The following is a 15,796-nucleotide window of genomic DNA, read 5'->3' as shown; positions in this document are numbered from 1 at the left end:
GCACAACGGACTCGTTACCTTCGCTTGAAAAAAGGAATTGCCCATGCTTTCGATCAAGAAGAACCTCGGCCTCCTGGCCATGACCGTGGCCCTGGCGGCCTGCGCCTCCAACCCCAACGACCTGCCGGATTTCCCGGAGCATGAATACGCGGCGACCCAGCAGGTGGGCGAGGGCGTGATCAACGGCGACCTGTACCTGACCAGCGCGTCGGGTGCGATCCAGAAGGGGACCAACACCAAGGTCACCCTGGAGCCGGCGACCAGCTACATGAAGGCCTACTACGCGAAGTTCGGCAACCTCGATGCCGCCAAGCGCGATCCCGACGTGCAACCGCCGGTGCTCGACCCGCGACGCGCCACCTACGTGCGCGAGGCGACCACCGACCAGAACGGTCGCTTCGACTTCGACCACATCCCCAACGGCACCTACTACATTTCCAGCGAGCTGACTTGGAGCGCCCAGAGCGATGGCAAGACCATCACCGAGGGCGGCACCGTCACCAAGCTGGTCACCGTGAGCGGCTCGCAGCCGCAGAAGGTGCTGCTGACCCGCTGACCTCCGGCGGTGTTCGGCCAAAACGGCAAGCCCCTGCCATCGCGGCAGGGGCTTTTTCCTGCCGGCGCGGCCGGACCGCTTGACAGCCAACGGGCCTGCGCCGTAGTTTCGATACCCATGACCTTCGCGACCCTGCTTACCCGCCGCAGCATTATTACCGCCATTCCAGCTATGGCGGGTTAGCCAGCGTCCACTCCGAACCCGCCCTCGAGGCGGGTTCTTCGTTCTGTCTCCTGGGCCAAAACCACCGAACCGGGAGAACAGCATGCAGCACCAGACCCTCCAGAACCTCGTTGGCCGGGCCGACGCCCTGATCAATGCCGGGCAGTTCGATGCCCTGATGGATTTCTACTGCGACGACGCCACCCTGGTGGTCAAGCCGGGCCTCAACGCCTGCGGCAAGGCGCAGATCCGCCAGGCGTTCGACGCCATCGCCCGGCACTTCGAGCACAGCCTGCGAGTGCGCCAGCACGACCTGCGGGTGATCGAGGCGGGAGATACGGCGCTGGTCATGGCCGAGGCGCTGATCGAGTCGAAGGCCGGACGCCTGCAACGTCGGGCCACCTACGTGTTCCGCCAGGAGGCCGATGGCCAGTGGCGCTGCGCGGTGGACAACTCCTACGGCACCGACCTGCTGGCCTCGGTGGCGGCGAGCGCGGAGGCCAGCCGATGAGCGCCTCGACCCTCAGCGCAAGCAAACCCCTGCTGGCCGGCTACGTGGAAAGCATCCTGGCCGCGCCAGTGTACGACGTCGCCGTGGAAACCCCCTTGCAGGTCGCGCCGCAGTTGTCCCAGCGCCTGGGCAACCGGGTGCTGCTCAAGCGCGAGGACCTGCAGCCGGTGTTCTCCTTCAAGATCCGCGGCGCCTACACCCGTGTCGCGCGCCTGAGCGACGAGCAGAAGGCCCGCGGGGTGATCACCGCCTCCGCCGGCAACCATGCCCAGGGCCTGGCCCTGGCGGCGCAGCGCCTGGGCGTGCGGGCGGTGATCGTGATGCCGCGCACCACTCCCGAGCTCAAGGTCAAGGGCGTGCTGGCGCGCGGCGGCGAGGCGTTGCTGCACGGCGACGCCTTCCCCGATGCGCTGGCCCATGCCCTGCAACTGGCCGAGCGCGAAGGCATGACCTTCGTCCCACCCTACGACGATCCGGACGTGATCGCCGGACAGGGCACGGTGGCGATGGAGATCCTCCGCCAGCACAGCGGCCGCCTCGACGCGATCTTCGTGCCGGTCGGCGGCGGCAGCCTGATCGCCGGGATCGCCGCCTACGTCAAGCACCTGCGTCCGGATATTCGCGTGATCGGCGTCGAGCCGGAGGATTCCAACTGCCTGCAGGCGGCGCTGGCCGCCGGCGAACGGGTGGTGCTGGGCCAGGTCGGGCTGTTCGCCGACGGGGTGGCGGTGGCGCAGATCGGCGCTTGCAACTTCGAGGTCTGCAAGGACCATGTCGACGAGGTGATCACCGTCGGCAGCGACGAAATCTGCGCGGCGATCAAGGACATCTACGACGACACCCGTTCGATCACCGAGCCGGCCGGCGCCCTGGCCGTAGCGGGGATCAAGAAGTACGTGGCCCGCGAACGCACCGAGGGGCAGACCCTGGTGGCCATCGACTCCGGTGCCAACATCAACTTCGACCGCCTGCGCCACGTTGCCGAGCGCGCCGAACTGGGCGAACAGCGCGAAGCGATCATCGCCGTCACCGTGGCCGAGCGGCCGGGCAGCTTCAAGGCCTTCTGCGCGGCGCTGGGCCGGCGCCAGATCACCGAGTTCAACTACCGCTACCACAGCGACCGCCAGGCCCACCTGTTCGTCGGCGTGCAGACCCATCCGCTCACCGACAGCCGCGCCGACCTGCTCGCCGGCCTGCGCGAGCAGGGCTTCCCGGTACTCGACCTGACCGACAACGAGATGGCCAAGCTGCACATCCGCCACATGGTTGGCGGCCACGGTACCGAGGTGCGCCGCGAGCGGCTGTTCCGCTTCGAGTTTCCCGAACGCCCCGGGGCCTTGCTGAACTTCCTCGACAAGCTCGGCTCGCGCTGGAACATCAGCCTGTTCCACTACCGCAACCACGGCGCCGCCGACGGTCGGGTGCTGGCCGGATTGCAGGTGCCGGACGAGGAGCGCGGCGAGCTGGAGGCGGCGTTGCAAGCCATCGGCTATCCGTACTGGGAGGAAACCCACAACCCGGCCTACCGGCTGTTCGCCGGTTGAGCTGCGCGGCGGTGCGCCAGCGGGACATGGCCCTGTCATGTCCCTCGGCTAGACTCCTGCCAGGGATATCCGCCCAGCGAGGGACATGGCCATGCGCAAGCGCAACCCCCGGCGGGCCACGCCGGAAGAACTGCGGGTCTGCTCGGTACTGAAGGAAAAGGGCACCCGCGAGGAACTCGCCCACCTCGCCGCCCGCGGTGAGTGGAGCAACGTGCCGGCGTACAACGCCAGCCGCGAGCAGATCGCCGACCACCTGGGCAAGAGCGTGTCGCCGGAATCCGACGCCTCGTTCTTCGACTCGCGGCGCTTCAGCGAGGCGATCGTCCTGCTCAAGAGCCGGCCGGTGCTGCTGGTGAAGAACGGTATCTTCGACGAAGCGCCGCTGGCCGGCCTGGAGCAGCGCCTGAAGAAGCATCGCGCCGCGCTGGCCACGCCGATCCGCTCGGTCGGTCGGCTGGAATTGATCGACCACGACAGCATGGACTGGTGCGGTACCGGCTGGCGCATCGAGGACGACCTGATCGTCACCAACCGGCATGTCGCCAGCCTGTTCGCCGAACGCCAGGGCAGCCTGTTCCGCTTCCGTCTCAACCAGGCCGGCAAGCAGGTGCGCACACGCGTGGACTTCCGCGAGGAATACCGCCAGCCGGAAAGCGACGAGCATGTGATCGCGCGGGTCCTGTGGATCGCCCCGGACGTCTCCGAGGCGCCGGACATGGCGATCCTCCAGGTAGTGAAGGGCGACCTGCTGCCGCCGCCGCTGGTCCTCGCGCGCCAGGATGCCGAGCCGCGCCAGGCGGTGGCGGTGGTCGGCTATCCGGCGCGCGACAGCCGCAACGACGCCGGGGCGATGGAAGATATCTTCGGCAACATCTACGACGTCAAGCGCTTCGCTCCCGGCGAAGTCGTGGGATTGCCCCATGACGCCTGGTACCTGACCCACGACTGCTCGACCCTGGGCGGCAATTCCGGCTCGGCGGTGCTTTCGATCGACGGCGGCGAGGTGGTCGGCCTGCACTTCGGCGGCCAGTTCCGCAAGACCAACTATGCGGTGAAGGCCAGCGTGATCCGCAGCCTGCTGGCGCGTCGCGCCTGGGTGCCGGTGGCCGGGGCGGAGCTGAAGCGCGGCGTGCCGCGCTTCCAGGAAAAGCAGCGCAGCGTCGCCGACCTGGCCGAGCGCAAGGGTTTCGACGAGGCCTTCCTCGGGCCGAAGGCGGCCTTGCCCAAGCCGGGCAAGAGCCACCAGGTGCTGCCGGTGGGCAAGGGCACGCGCCTGGACTATCTGCATTTCTCGGTGGTGATGAGCGCCAGCCGGCGCTTGCCGATCCTCACCGCGGTGAATATCGACGGCGCGCTCAAGCGTTCGCTCAAGCGCAAGGATTCCTGGGGCTTCGACCCGCGCATCGAGGCGGCCGCGCAGGTCGGACACAAGGACTTCTACGGCCCGGCTTCGTTCGACAAGGGCCACATGGTGCGTCGCGAGGATCCCGGCTGGGGCGACAGCGATGCCGTCGCCCGGCAGGCTGAGGACGACACCTTCGTCTACACCAACGCGGTGCCCCAGGTGGCGCAGCTCAACCAGCGCAGCTGGCTGTCGCTGGAGGACTACGTGCTGCAGAACGCCAGGAGCGAGGGCTTCCGCATCTCGGTGTTCACCGGCCCGGTGTTCCGCGACGACGATCCGCTCTACCAGGGCGTGCAGGTGCCGCTGGAGTTCTGGAAGGTGGTGGCGATGATCGACGCCGACAGCGGCGAACTGGGAGTGTCCGCCTACCTGCTGGGGCAGGAAGGGATGATGCCCAGCGAAGGCTTCCGCTACGGTGCGTTCAAGACCTACCAGGTGCCGTTGGCGAAGGTCGAAGCCAGCGCCGACCTGCGTTTCTCCAGCGCCCTGCGCAAGGCCGACGTGCTCGCCGGCACGCCGCTGGAGGAGGCGCTGGAAAGCGGTCGCTTCATCGAGATCGACGGACCGGACGACCTCCTGCTGAGCCGGCCGGGGCCGGCCGGCAAGGGCCGCTGAGGTTCAGGCCGGCTGCCGCCACTCGCGTAGCAGTTCGATGAAGGCGCGCAGCTTGGCCGGTACGTGGCGGCGGTTCAGGTAATACAGCCACATCGGCGGCAGCGGCAGGCAACTGCCAGGCAGCACTTCCACCAGGCGCCCGGCAGCGAGGTCCGCGGCGACCCGCTCGCGGATGAATGCCTGGGCGATCCCTGCGCCGGCGCGGGCCGCCTCGATGATCGTCTCGGTGTCGGTGCTGACGAAGCGTGCCGGCAGGTCCACTTCCAGTTCCCGCCCGTCTTCCCGCAAGCGCCACTTGTGCAGGCGGCCGCTGCGCGGGAAACGGAAGCGCACGGCGGCATGCCCATCGAGGTCGGCGACGCTGGCCGGCGTACCGTACTCGGCGAGGTAGGTCGGAGTGGCCACCAGCAGGCACGCCAGCGGCGCTGTCAGTTGCACCCCGACCATGCCCGGCTGCAGGGCGTCGGCCAGGCGGATGCCGGCATCCAGTCGTTCCCTGACGATATCCACCAACTGGTCCTCGTAGCGGATCTCCAGTTGTACCTTCGGGTAGCGTCGCACGAACTCGTTGAGCATCGGTGCGATCACTAGGTTCTTCGCCAGGTGCAGGGCGCTGATGCGCAGCTGCCCGGAGGGTTCCGCGAGGCTTTCGCCGAGCGCTTCGCGGGCGCGCACCAGGTCGCGGTAGGGCTGTTCGGTCTGTTCGTGGTAGCGCTGCCCGGCCTCGCTCAGGCTGACCCCGCGGGTGGTGCGGTGGAACAGCTTGAGACGCAGCTCGGCTTCCAGTTGGTTGATCGCCTGGCTCACCGCTGCCGGCGTCACCCCGAGCAGGGCGGCGGCGCGGGTGAAGCTGCCGGTGTCGGCGACCTGCCTGAAGACATGCAGGCCGGCGAGGGGATCGCGTCGATTCATTGTTAGAAAAACTTGAAAGTCTACGTAGGAGAAGGCCGGTTCTGTTAAAGCTTCGACCTTTCTAGACTGGCCCGCAAGCACTCGATGAGGACGCCGGCCATGTCTACCCACCTGTCTCTGCAACATGCCCAACGCTGCATCGCGGCGGCCATTGCCGAAGCGCAGCGGCAGCGCCTGGCGGTCTGCGTCGCGGTGGTCGACGCCCATGCCAACCTGCTGGCGTTCGTACGGATGGACGACAGCGTTCCCGGTGCCATCGACCTGGCCCAGCGCAAGGCGCGCAGCGCCGCGCTGTTCCGCCTGCCCAGCGGCGAGCTGGGCCGACTCGCCGGGCCGGGCCAGCCGTTGTGGAGCATCGAGCAGAGCAACGGCGGGCTGGCCTGCTTCGCCGGCGGCATGCCGCTGGGCGATGCCGGCGGTTCCTGCCTGGGTGGCGTCGGCGTCTCCGGCGCCAGCGCGGCCCAGGACCAATCCATCGCCGAGGCCGCCGTGGCCATGGCAACAATCCAGAGGTAATCGAGATGAAACAGAAGCGAATCCTGGTGACCGGGGCCGGCAGCGGCTTCGGTCGGGAAGTGGCGTTGCGCCTGGCCGCCCGCGGCCATCGGACGATCGCCGGCGTGCGCGGCGCCGGGCAGGCCACCGACCTGCGCGAAGAGGCCGGGCGACGTGGCGTCCCGCTGCGGGTGGAAACCCTCGACATCACCGTCGCCGCCGATCGCGAACGCGCCTGGGAATGGGATATCGACGTGCTGCTGAACAACGCCGGCAGCGCCGAGGCCGGGGCCAGCGCGGAGATCCCGCTGGAACTGGTGCGCGCGCTGTTCGAGACCAACGTGTTCGCCAACCTGGAACTGACCCAGGGTTTCGTCCGGCGCATGGTCGAGCAGAAGCGTGGCGGCAAGGTGCTCTTCGTGTCGTCCATCGCCGGCCTGATCACCGGACCCTATACCGGCCCCTACTGCGCCTCCAAGCATGCCCTGGAGGCCTTCGCCGAGGCCCTGCATGCCGAACTGAAGCCGTTCGGCATCCAGGTCGGCACCATCAATCCCGGCCCGTACCAGACCGGCTTCAACGATCGCATGATGGAAACCTGGAAACGCTGGTACGACCCGCAGCGCCACTTCACCGACCACAGCGGCGTGCGCTTTCCCTTCGAGCAGTACGATCCGGAGGAAATGATCGCGCGGATGGTCGAGCTGGCCGAGGCTGACGAAGGCCCGTTCCGCACCCTGTTGCCGCAAGCTTTCGTCGAGGTGGTGAAGGACGAGCAGGCGCAGGCCTGGCAGCGCCGCCTGTAGCGGTCTGCCGCTGCGCCGGGGAGGGCGGCGGCCGGATCGGCGGCCGCCGCTTCGCTCAGCCCCTGCGCAGCAGGACCCGGGTCACCCGGCGTTCTTCCACTTCCACCACCCGCAGTTCCCAGTCCTGCCACTGCAGGCGGTCGCCGATCACCGGCAGGCGGTCGAGCAGGCTCATCACCAGCCCGGCGAGGGTCTGGTAGTCCTCCGTGGCGCGCGCGTCGAACCCCACGCGTCGACGCACCTGGCTGAGGTTCATGGCACCGCTGACCAGGTAGCCGTCGTTCTCCTCGACCACGTCCGGACCGTCGATCTCGCTGGCGTCGGGCAGCTCGCCGGCGATGGATTCGAGAATGTCGGTCAGGGTCAGCAGGCCGATGAATTCGCCGAACTCGTTGACCACGAAGGCCACGTGGGTCGAGGCCTCGCGCATCTGCTCCAGGGCATTGAGGATCGAACAGTCCTGCAACAGGTTGAGCGGCTGGCGGGCCAGGCTTTCCAGGTCCGGCTGGGCGCCGGCGAGCAGCTCCTTGAGCAGTTCCTTCTTGTGCACGTAGCCCAGCGGCTCCTCGACGCGCCCGTCGCGCACCAGCGGCAGGCGCGAGTAGGACGATTCGAGCAGCGCCGCGCGGATCGCCTCGCGGCCGCTGTCGAGGTCGATGCAGTCGACCTCGGCGCGTACCGTCATCAGGCTGCGGATGGGCTTCTCGGCCAATTGCAGCACGCCGCTGATCATCACCCGCTCGCGGCGGTCGAAGACCACCTGGTCGTCGCCCTCCTCGAACAGGTCGGCGACTTCCTCGCCGACCTCGTCGGCCTCCAGGCGCTGGCCGCCGAGCAGGCGCAGCACCGCATGGGCGGTACGCGCGCGCAGCGGGCGGTGGCCCTGCAGGCTCTTCTTGCGGCGCTTGCGGGCGACCTGGTTGAACACCTCGATGAGGATCGAGAAGCCGATGGCCGCGTACAGGTAGCCTTTCGGGATATGGAAGCCCAGGCCCTCGGCGGTCAGGCTGAAGCCGATCATCATCAGGAAGCCCAGGCACAGCATGATCACCGTCGGGTGACGATTGACGAAGCGGGTCAGCGGCTTGCTGGCGACGATCATCAGGCCGATGGAGACGATCACCGCGATCATCATCACTTCCAGGTGCTCGACCATGCCCACTGCGGTGATCACCGCGTCGAGCGAGAACACCGCGTCGAGCACCACGATCTGCGCGACGATCGGCCAGAACAGCGCGTAGGTCTTGTTGCCGGCGTGCTGGGCGACATGGCCTTCGAGGCGTTCGTGCAGCTCCATGGTGGCCTTGAACAGCAGGAACACGCCACCGAACAGCATGATCAGGTCGCGGCCGGAGAAGCTCTTGCCGAATACCTCGAACAGCGGCTCGGTGAGGGTCACCATCCACGAGATGCTCGCCAGCAGGCCCAGGCGCATCAGCAGCGCCAGCGACAGGCCGAGGACCCGGGCGCGGTCGCGCAGGTGCGGCGGCAGCTTGTCGGCGAGGATCGCGATGAACACCAGGTTGTCGATGCCGAGGACGATCTCCAGCACGATCAGGGTCGCCAGGCCGAGCCAGGCAGTCGGGTCAGCTATCCATTCCATGTGCGCTTACCTCCCGGTCCGGCTGGCCGTCGCGCTGGCGCGACGCTGCACGGCGCGGCTGCGGCAGCCGGCGGTGACGGCGGGGGACGAGGCGAGGGATTCGGCGTCGAGGGGCGGACGCAGGTGGCGAAGGCGAAGCGGGGAGGGTTGTCCGGAAGGACGACTGGGGGGCTCCGAAAGGGTGGTCATGATGGCCATTGAGAGTCAAAGGGAAGTCGATCCTACTGTGTCGCGGGCCCTCGCCACAGCGGGAAACTATTACAAAACCTTAGGCGAAACCCCTGCCGGCGCTAGACTGGGCGGAACCCCGCCACTGCGAGCAGACATGAGCACCGAGGATTTCGACGCGATCACCGCCACCACCCTGGCTGACTATCAGCGCAACGCCGAAGGCTTCCGCGAGGGCACCCGCGGCCACGACGTGAGCCAGAACGTCGAGGCGCTGCTGCGCCATATCGACGGGCCGCCGCCGTACCGGATCCTCGATTTCGGCTGCGGTCCCGGGCGCGACCTGTCCACCTTCCGCCGCCTCGGCCACCAGCCGGTCGGGCTCGAAGGCACGCCGCGCTTCGTCGAGATGGCCAGGGCCGACAGCGGTTGCGAGGTATGGCAACAGAATTTCCTGGCGCTGCGACTGCCGGCTGGGCACTTCGACGGCATCTTCGCCAACGCCAGCCTGTTCCATGTGCCCGGCAGCGCCTTGCCGCGGGTGCTCGGCGAACTCTTCGAAGCGCTGCGGCCGGGCGGCGTGCTGTTCAGCTCCAACCCGCGCGGCGACAACCGCGAGGGCTGGAATGGCCAACGCTACGGTGCCTACCACGATTACCCGGCCTGGAAACGCCTGCTGGAGGAAGCCGGTTTCGTCGAGCTGGAGCACTACTACCGGCCGCCGGGCCTGCCGCGCGAGCAGCAGCCCTGGCTGGCGAGCGTCTGGCGGCGCCCCGTCTGAAGGCGCTAGAGGGTCTGCCGGTGCGGCGTGCCGAGCACGCTGCGGTACTGGTCGAGGCGCTTCGGCGAGAGGTCGCTGCGTTCCAGGCTGTCGAGGGCGTAGGACTTGATTTCGGCGTCGCTGTAGGGGCGTTCGACGCTGCGCGGCGGGTTGGCGCAACCGGCCAGGACGACCAGGCTGGCGGCCAGGGAGACGATCAGGGACTTGCTCATGGCGGATTCCTCGAAATGTTCCTCGATGCTATCGGTGGTCCCCCCTGTCCAGGAAATCAGGCCTATTAATAATGAATATCTGGCGAATTGAGTCTAGGTCTCGCCAGCCGTGGGTTCTAGTCGACCAAAGGCGAGGTTGTGGCGGCATGTTTCGCCAACCGGCCGCGCGCTCGCGGTCCGGTCGGCTAGGGGTTTCAACCGGCCGCCTGCGGCAGGCTCGGGTAGTCGGTGTAGCCGGCGGCGCCGCCACCGAAGTAGGTCGAGCGGTCGCCGTCGGCCAGCGCCAGGTCGTGCTCCAGGCGGTAGGGCAGGTCAGGGTTGGCGATGAACGGCCGGCCGAAGCCGACCAGGTCGGCCCAGCCCCTGGCCAGGGCTTCCTCGGCGCGCGCCTTGGTGTACATGCCGGAGTAGATCAGGCTGCCACGGTAGACGATGCGCAACGCTTCCTTGAACGCCGCCGGCATGGCCGGGGCGTCTTCCCAGTCGGCCTCGGCGATGTGGATGTAGGCCACGCCGATCTCGTCCAGTAGCCGCGCCGCGGCCAGGTAGGTGGCTTGCGGGGTGTCGTCGACCGCGCCCTGCAGGGTGGTCAGCGGCGCCAGGCGCACGCCGATGCGCTCCCTGCCGACCACCGCGGTGACCGCCTCGGCGACTTCGCGGAGGAAGCGCAGGCGGTTCTCCAGCGAGCCGCCGTATTGGTCGTTGCGCGCATTGGCCTGGGAGTCGATGAACTGGTTGATCAGGTAGCCGTTGGCGCCGTGCAGCTCGACCCCGTCGAAGCCGGCGTCGAGGGCGTTGCGTGCGGCCTGGGCATAGTCGGCGACGATCTCCCGGATTTCCTCCACGGCCAGCGCGCGCGGCGCCGAGTGCTGGACCATCTCGCCGCCGCCGGCCTGCGCTCCGCGGCCTTGGGGATCGACGAAGACCTTCACGCCTTCGGCCACCAGCGCCGAGGAGGACACCGGGGCGGCGTTGCCCGGTTGCAGCGAGGTGTGCGAGACCCTGCCGACGTGCCAGAGCTGGGCGAAGATGCGCCCGCCGGCGGCGTGCACCGCGTCGGTGACCTGGCGCCAGCCGGCGACCTGCTCGGCGCTGTGGATGCCCGGTGTCCAGGCGTAGCCCTGGCCCTGCCGGCTGATCTGGGTGCCTTCGGAAACGATCAGGCCGGCGCCGGCGCGCTGGCTGTAGTACTCGGCCATCAGCGCGGTGGCGACTTCGCCACTGGCGGCTCGGGAACGTGTCATCGGTGGCATGACGATGCGATTGGGGAGGGTCAGGTGGCCAAGGGCATAGGGGCTGAACAGCATGATGGCGATCTCGCTCGTGAGGCCGGCCGTGGCGCGGCGCGCTGGAAGAAGGTGAGCGCATTATTGGCGGAACGATTCGTGCGAAAAACCGCTGCCGGGGAAAATAACACTTGAGTTCAATTCATGAATGCCCGGATAGCGCATTCCCCACACCGGCGGGTAGGGCGAATAACGCCCCTGGCGTTATCCGCCGAGCGGAATCGCAGGCGGGTGAGAAATGCCGGATGAAGCATCGCGTCCTGCGCCCCACGCCAGGCGGGCAGGGCGAAGAGGGCGCTCCGGCCTATTGCAGGCCGTACTTCTTCACCTTGTCGAACAGCGTGGTCTTGGCCATGCCCAGGTCCTGGCTGGCCTGGGTCAGGTTGCCGTGGTGGCGGGCCAGGGCGTCGCCGAGCAGGGCCTTCTCGAATGCCTCCACCGCTTCGGCGAAGCGCGGGCCGCCGGTCTGTACGGCCTGGCCGCCCTTGTTGAACACCGGCAGGCCGAGGGCGAAGCGTTCGGCGACGTTGCGCAGTTCGCGCACGTTGCCCGGCCAGTCGTGGGCCATCAGGCTGGCCACGGTGGCACGGTCGAGTTCCGGCGCGGGGCGGTCGAAGCGCAGCGAGGATTGCTGGAGGAAGTGTTCGAAGAGCAGCAGGATGTCCTCGCGGCGGTCGCGCAGTGCCGGCAGTTCCAGGCTCACCACGTTGAGCCGGTAGTAGAGGTCGCTGCGGAACTGGCCGCTCTTGCCCATGGCGGCGAGGTCCGCCTTGGTCGCCGCGATCACCCGGCAGTCCACCGGGATCGACTGGTTCGAGCCGAGGCGTTCCAGGGTGTGTTCCTGTAACACCCGCAGCAGCTTGATCTGCAGGTTGACCGGCATGCTCTCGATCTCGTCGAGGAACAGCGTGCCGCCGTTGGCATGCTCGATCTTGCCGATCCGCCGCTTGTTGGCACCGGTGAAGGCGTGCGCCTCGTGGCCGAATATCTCGCTGTCGAACAGGTTCTCCGGCAGGCCGCCGCAGTTCAGCGCGACGAAGGCATGCTGGTGGCGCCGGCTGTAGTCGTGGAGGCAGCGCGCCACCAGCTCCTTGCCGGTGCCGGTCTCGCCGAGGATCAGCACGTTGGCCGAGGTGTCGCCGACGTTGGCGATCAGCTCGCGCAACGCCTGGATCGCCGGCGAGCGGCCGATGATCCGTTGCGCCAGGTCCTGGCGGCCGGCCAACTGGCGACGCAGCGCGCTGACCTCGCGGGCCAGCCCGCGCTGCTCCAGGGCGCGGCGGGCGACCTCGACCAGGCGTTCCGGAGAGAAGGGCTTCTCCATGAAGTCGTAGGCGCCGGCGTGCATCGCCTGTACCGCCATGGAGATGTCGCCGTGACCGGTGATCAGCACCACCGGCAGGCTCGGGTCGAGGGCCTTGAGACGCTCCAGCAGGGTCAGGCCGTCGATGCCGGGCAGGCGGATGTCGCTGACGACGATGCCGGCGAAGTCGCGGTCGACCCGTTGCAGCGCCTCCTCGGCGCTGCCGACGCCGATGCAGGGGATGTCCTCCAGCTCCAGCGCCTGCTGGCAGCCGAGCAAGACATGCGGATCGTCTTCCACGATCAGGACGGAAAGCGGCTCGTTCATCGGGCGGGACTCGCAGTCGGGGAAGCGGGAACCAGGGACAGGCTCAGCTCGAAGGCGGTTCCGCCGCTTTCGGGGTGCTGCACGCTGAGGCTGCCGCCGGCGGCGGTGGCCAGGCTGGCCGAGAGGGTCAGGCCGAGGCCCAGGCCATGTTCGCCGGGCTTGGTGGTGAAGAAGGGTTCGAACAGGTGGACGCGCGCCGCCGGCGGGATACCGGGGCCGTTGTCGCGCACGCGCAGGACGTAGCGCTCCTCCTCGCACCGGCCTTCCAGCCAGAGCTGGCGGTCGGCCTGCCCGCTCATGGCGTCGAGGGCGTTGGCCAGCAGGTTGACCAGGATCTGCTCCAGGCGGGTCTGGTCGATGCCCAGGCGTACGTCGTCGAAATGCCGGTGCAGGGTCGGCGGGTCCTGCTCCAGGCGCCCGTGCAGGATCAGCAGCGCCGCGTCCACCGCCTTGGCCAGGCTGGCCTGGCCGGCGTCGTCGCTGCGCCGGGCGAAGGCACGCAGGCTGGCGGTGATGCGGCCCATGCGGTCGACCAGTTCATTGATGGTGGCGAGGTTGGTGCTGGCGGTCTCCAGTTTGCCGCGCTGGAGGAAGCGCACGGTGTTGCCGGACAGCGTACGCAGCGCCGCCAGCGGTTGGTTGAGTTCGTGGGCGATGCTGGTGGACATCTGCCCGATCACCGCCAGCTTGCCGGCCTGGACCAGTTCGTCCTGGGCCTTGCGCAGGGTGTCCTCGGCCTGCTGGCGCTCGTGGATCTCGGCGGTCAGGCGTGCGTTGCTGGCCTGCAGGTCGGCGCTACGTTCGGCGATCTTCACTTCCAGCTCGCCGTTGGCCCGTTGCAGCGCCTCGCGCGCGGCGAGGCGGGTGGCGAGTACCTTGCGCCGCTCGTTCCAGGCGATCAGCAGGAAGGCCAGGAGGGCGAAACCGATGGCGGCCAGCATGCCGTTGCGTACCGCGTCGCGGCGCAGGTCTTCCAGCGGACTGAGCAGGGTCAGGTTCCACGGTGTGTCGTTCAGCGCGCGGGTCTGCGCCAGGTAGGTGACCGCTTCGCCGCGCGGATGCTGTTCATCGGCGGGGAAACTGAGCTTCTCCACTCCGGCGGCCAGCGGCTCGCGCAGCAGCGGCTGCCACTCGTTCAGCGCCCACCAGTAGTACTGCATGCTGCGCGCCAGGCGCTCCTTGTCGTCGGCGCTCAGGGAGCGCACCGCCTTCAGGCGCAGGGCAGGGTTGCTGGAGAGGATGATGATGCCGTTCTCGTCGCTGACGAAGGCTTCCAGGCGCGCCTTCTCCCAGCGCTCCTCGAGGGCGTCCATCTTCACCTTGACCACCGCCACGCCGATGATCCGGCCGCCGTGGACCAGGCCGTGGGCCAGGTAGTAGCCCGGCTCGCCGCGGGTGCTGCCGATGCCGTAGAAGCGGCCCGGCTTGCCCTTCATCGCGTCCTGCCAGTAGGCGCGGAACGACAGGTCCTCGCCGAGGTAGCTGTCCGGGTCGCTCCAGTTGCTGGTGGCCAGGACCCGACCGTTGGTGTCCAGCAGGTACACCGCGCGGCTGCCGGCGCGGCGATTGAGGCCTTCGAGGTAGGCGTTGACCTGGTTGCGCCGGTATGGCGTCGGGTCGGTGAGCAGGTGGCTGACGCTGCGCTCCAGTTCCAGCAGGCTGGGCAGGTAGGTGTACTTGCTGATCTCGCTCTCGACCGTCCGCGCATGCAGCTCCAGCTGGCGTTCGCCATTCTCGGCGAGGGCACGGATGCCGGCGCTCTCGCTGATCCGGTAGCCGCCGTAGCCGAAGCCGAGCATCAGCAGGAGCAGGGGAATGGGGAGCAGCAACTGGCGGACGAGGCGGGGCTTCACGGTCAGTGACGGAGGTACGCTGCAGGGCGGGTCGGGGGATTCCATCACAGTCGTCGCGGCTAGGCCAGCCCGCCGCCACGATGGGCGGCGGAGCGGGCGGTTTTCCGGCACGGCCGGCAGGCGGCGCCGGAAGGGTTCACTCAGTATTCCCAGAAGATCCGTTGCAGCTCCTTGCTGTCCTGGGTCTTGGTCATCGCGACCGCGGCCAGGATGCGCGCCTTCTGCGGGTTCAGGTCGTGGGCGACGATCCAGTCGTTCTTGTCGTCCGGCTGCTCGGCGTTGCGCAGGACGAAGCCGCCGGCATTGACGTGCGAGGAGCGGATGATCTGCACGCCCTGCTTGCGCAGTTCCTGCAGGGTCGGCACCACGCGCGCGGGCACCGAGCCGTTGCCGGTGCCGGCATGGATGATCGCCTTGGCGCCGGCCTGGGCCAGGGCCTTGTAGGCGGTGTCGCTGACGTTGCCGTAGCTGTAGGCGATTTCCACCGGAGCCAGCGCGGAGATCTGCTTGATGTCGAACTCGGAGTTCACCGTGTGCCGCTTCACCGGTGCGCGGAACCAGTAGCTCTTGCCCTCGACCACCATGCCCAGCGGGCCCCACGGGCTCTTGAACGCTTCGGTCTTGATGTTGACCATCTTGCTCGCGTCGCGGCCGGAGAGAATCTCGTCGTTCATGGTGATCAGCACGCCCTTGCCGCGCGCCGACTTGTCGCCGGCCACCGCCACGGCGTTGTACAGGTTGAGCATGCCGTCGGCGGACATCGCGGTGCCCGGGCGCATCGAGCCGACCACCACGATGGGCTTCTCGGTGTGCTCGACCAGGGTCAGGAAGTAGGCGGTCTCTTCCAGGGTGTCGGTACCGTGGGTGATCACGATGCCGTCGACGTCGTCGCTATCGGCCAGCTTGGCGACGGTCTTGCCCAGTTCCAGCAGGTTCTCGTTGGTGAAGCTTTCCGAGGCGATCTGGAACACCTGTTGGCCGCGGACGTTGGCGATGTCCTTGAGCTGCGGCACGCTGGCCAGCAGTTGGTCGACCGGCACCTTGGCGGCGGTGTAGGTGGCGCTGTTGGCGGCGCTGGCGCCGGCGCCGGCGATGGTACCGCCGGTGGCCAGGATGACCACGTTGGACAGTTTCTGTTGCGGTGCGACTTCCTTGGCCTGGGCGGCCTGCGGCAGCAGGAGCATCAGGGCCATAACACCGGGGGCGAACGCGTGGAGCAATGGCTTCATGGCGATATCTCGTGTCGGTAGGTTGGTA

General features: G+C 68.2%; 14 protein-coding genes. 7 read left to right on the top strand and 7 right to left on the bottom strand.

Translation table 11 applies throughout. The features are described from left to right. Positions 1-43 precede the first annotated feature (43 nt). From VQ067_RS19325 to VQ067_RS19310, 4 genes are all read left to right on the top strand, one after another. The gene (locus tag VQ067_RS19325) at positions 44-556 is read left to right on the top strand and encodes a prealbumin-like fold domain-containing protein (protein WP_003082734.1); all 513 of its coding nucleotides are present in this window, start codon (positions 44-46) and stop codon (positions 554-556) included. 265 nt (positions 557-821) lie between these two features. Further along, positions 822-1,229 carry a YybH family protein gene (locus VQ067_RS19320; RefSeq protein WP_003133421.1) on the top strand — a complete coding sequence of 136 codons (408 nt, stop codon included), beginning with the start codon at positions 822-824 and terminating at the stop codon, positions 1,227-1,229. Beyond that, on the top strand, positions 1,226-2,773 hold the full coding sequence (gene ilvA / locus VQ067_RS19315) for a threonine ammonia-lyase, biosynthetic (protein ID WP_003082739.1): 1,548 nt from the start codon (positions 1,226-1,228) through the stop codon (positions 2,771-2,773). Before VQ067_RS19320 ends, ilvA begins: the two co-directional genes overlap by 4 nt. A gap of 91 nt (positions 2,774-2,864) precedes the next feature. Beyond that, positions 2,865-4,793, top strand: coding sequence for a DNA/RNA non-specific endonuclease (locus VQ067_RS19310; protein ID WP_003116047.1), 1,929 nt, complete (start codon positions 2,865-2,867; stop codon positions 4,791-4,793). 3 nt (positions 4,794-4,796) lie between these two features. Here the strand turns inward: VQ067_RS19310 and VQ067_RS19305 are convergent, their stop codons facing one another. Next, positions 4,797-5,705 (bottom strand): LysR family transcriptional regulator, encoded by a 909-nt coding sequence (locus VQ067_RS19305; protein WP_016263741.1) that lies wholly within the window; start codon positions 5,703-5,705, stop codon positions 4,797-4,799. Positions 5,706-5,789: 84 nt separating this feature from the next. On the opposite strand from VQ067_RS19305, the gene VQ067_RS19300 reads away from it, so the two are divergent. Next, entirely contained in the window at positions 5,790-6,221 is a 432-nt protein-coding gene (locus tag VQ067_RS19300) for a GlcG/HbpS family heme-binding protein (protein WP_003082743.1), read from the top strand. Between the two features lie 5 nt (positions 6,222-6,226). Beyond that, positions 6,227-7,006, top strand: coding sequence for an SDR family oxidoreductase (locus tag VQ067_RS19295; RefSeq protein WP_003082745.1), 780 nt, complete (start codon positions 6,227-6,229; stop codon positions 7,004-7,006). Between the two features lie 55 nt (positions 7,007-7,061). Here the strand turns inward: VQ067_RS19295 and VQ067_RS19290 are convergent, their stop codons facing one another. Further along, positions 7,062-8,609, bottom strand: coding sequence for a TerC family protein (locus VQ067_RS19290; RefSeq protein WP_003082751.1), 1,548 nt, complete (start codon positions 8,607-8,609; stop codon positions 7,062-7,064). A 325-nt stretch (positions 8,610-8,934) separates the two neighbouring features. Here VQ067_RS19290 and VQ067_RS19285 point away from each other — a divergent pair, with 325 nt between their 5' ends. Continuing rightward, a complete protein-coding gene (locus tag VQ067_RS19285; RefSeq protein ID WP_023083049.1) occupies positions 8,935-9,558 on the top strand; it encodes a class I SAM-dependent DNA methyltransferase in 624 nt (207 codons plus the stop codon). A gap of 5 nt (positions 9,559-9,563) precedes the next feature. On the opposite strand, the gene VQ067_RS19280 is transcribed toward VQ067_RS19285, so the two are convergent. From VQ067_RS19280 to VQ067_RS19260, 5 genes are all read right to left on the bottom strand, one after another. Continuing rightward, on the bottom strand, positions 9,564-9,770 hold the full coding sequence (locus tag VQ067_RS19280; RefSeq protein WP_003086874.1) for a hypothetical protein: 207 nt from the start codon (positions 9,768-9,770) through the stop codon (positions 9,564-9,566). Between the two features lie 194 nt (positions 9,771-9,964). Continuing rightward, the gene (locus tag VQ067_RS19275) at positions 9,965-11,077 is read right to left on the bottom strand and encodes an alkene reductase (RefSeq protein WP_003109249.1); all 1,113 of its coding nucleotides are present in this window, start codon (positions 11,075-11,077) and stop codon (positions 9,965-9,967) included. A 283-nt stretch (positions 11,078-11,360) separates the two neighbouring features. Then, positions 11,361-12,686 (bottom strand): sigma-54-dependent transcriptional regulator, encoded by a 1,326-nt coding sequence (locus tag VQ067_RS19270; protein ID WP_003086877.1) that lies wholly within the window; start codon positions 12,684-12,686, stop codon positions 11,361-11,363. Further along, complete coding sequence (locus tag VQ067_RS19265; RefSeq protein ID WP_340080887.1) at positions 12,683-14,584, bottom strand: sensor histidine kinase; 1,902 nt, start codon at positions 14,582-14,584, stop codon at positions 12,683-12,685. Before VQ067_RS19265 ends, VQ067_RS19270 begins: the two co-directional genes overlap by 4 nt. 95 nt (positions 14,585-14,679) lie before the next feature. Further along, on the bottom strand, positions 14,680-15,768 hold the full coding sequence (locus VQ067_RS19260) for an asparaginase (protein WP_003109247.1): 1,089 nt from the start codon (positions 15,766-15,768) through the stop codon (positions 14,680-14,682). Positions 15,769-15,796 lie beyond the last annotated feature (28 nt).

This window comes from Pseudomonas sp. KBN12P06040 (genome assembly GCF_037574965.1).
In the GTDB taxonomy this organism is placed as follows: Bacteria; Pseudomonadota; Gammaproteobacteria; order Pseudomonadales; family Pseudomonadaceae; genus Pseudomonas; species Pseudomonas aeruginosa.
Note: the sequence above shows the minus strand (reverse complement) of the source record. Positions and strands in the feature narration are given on the sequence as shown.

Excerpts from the sequence above, each read along its gene's own strand:
- VQ067_RS19325 (WP_003082734.1), top strand. The coding sequence starts at position 44 with ATGCTTTCGATCAAGAAGAACCTCGGCCTCCTGGCCATGACCGTGGCC.
- VQ067_RS19320 (WP_003133421.1), top strand. The coding sequence starts at position 822 with ATGCAGCACCAGACCCTCCAGAACCTCGTTGGCCGGGCCGACGCCCTG.
- ilvA (WP_003082739.1), top strand. The coding sequence starts at position 1,226 with ATGAGCGCCTCGACCCTCAGCGCAAGCAAACCCCTGCTGGCCGGCTAC.
- VQ067_RS19310 (WP_003116047.1), top strand. The coding sequence starts at position 2,865 with ATGCGCAAGCGCAACCCCCGGCGGGCCACGCCGGAAGAACTGCGGGTC.
- VQ067_RS19305 (WP_016263741.1), bottom strand. The coding sequence starts at position 5,705 with ATGAATCGACGCGATCCCCTCGCCGGCCTGCATGTCTTCAGGCAGGTC.
- VQ067_RS19300 (WP_003082743.1), top strand. The coding sequence starts at position 5,790 with ATGAGGACGCCGGCCATGTCTACCCACCTGTCTCTGCAACATGCCCAA.
- VQ067_RS19295 (WP_003082745.1), top strand. The coding sequence starts at position 6,227 with ATGAAACAGAAGCGAATCCTGGTGACCGGGGCCGGCAGCGGCTTCGGT.
- VQ067_RS19290 (WP_003082751.1), bottom strand. The coding sequence starts at position 8,609 with ATGGAATGGATAGCTGACCCGACTGCCTGGCTCGGCCTGGCGACCCTG.
- VQ067_RS19285 (WP_023083049.1), top strand. The coding sequence starts at position 8,935 with ATGAGCACCGAGGATTTCGACGCGATCACCGCCACCACCCTGGCTGAC.
- VQ067_RS19280 (WP_003086874.1), bottom strand. The coding sequence starts at position 9,770 with ATGAGCAAGTCCCTGATCGTCTCCCTGGCCGCCAGCCTGGTCGTCCTG.
- VQ067_RS19275 (WP_003109249.1), bottom strand. The coding sequence starts at position 11,077 with ATGCTGTTCAGCCCCTATGCCCTTGGCCACCTGACCCTCCCCAATCGC.
- VQ067_RS19270 (WP_003086877.1), bottom strand. The coding sequence starts at position 12,686 with ATGAACGAGCCGCTTTCCGTCCTGATCGTGGAAGACGATCCGCATGTC.
- VQ067_RS19265 (WP_340080887.1), bottom strand. The coding sequence starts at position 14,584 with ATGGAATCCCCCGACCCGCCCTGCAGCGTACCTCCGTCACTGACCGTG.
- VQ067_RS19260 (WP_003109247.1), bottom strand. The coding sequence starts at position 15,768 with ATGAAGCCATTGCTCCACGCGTTCGCCCCCGGTGTTATGGCCCTGATG.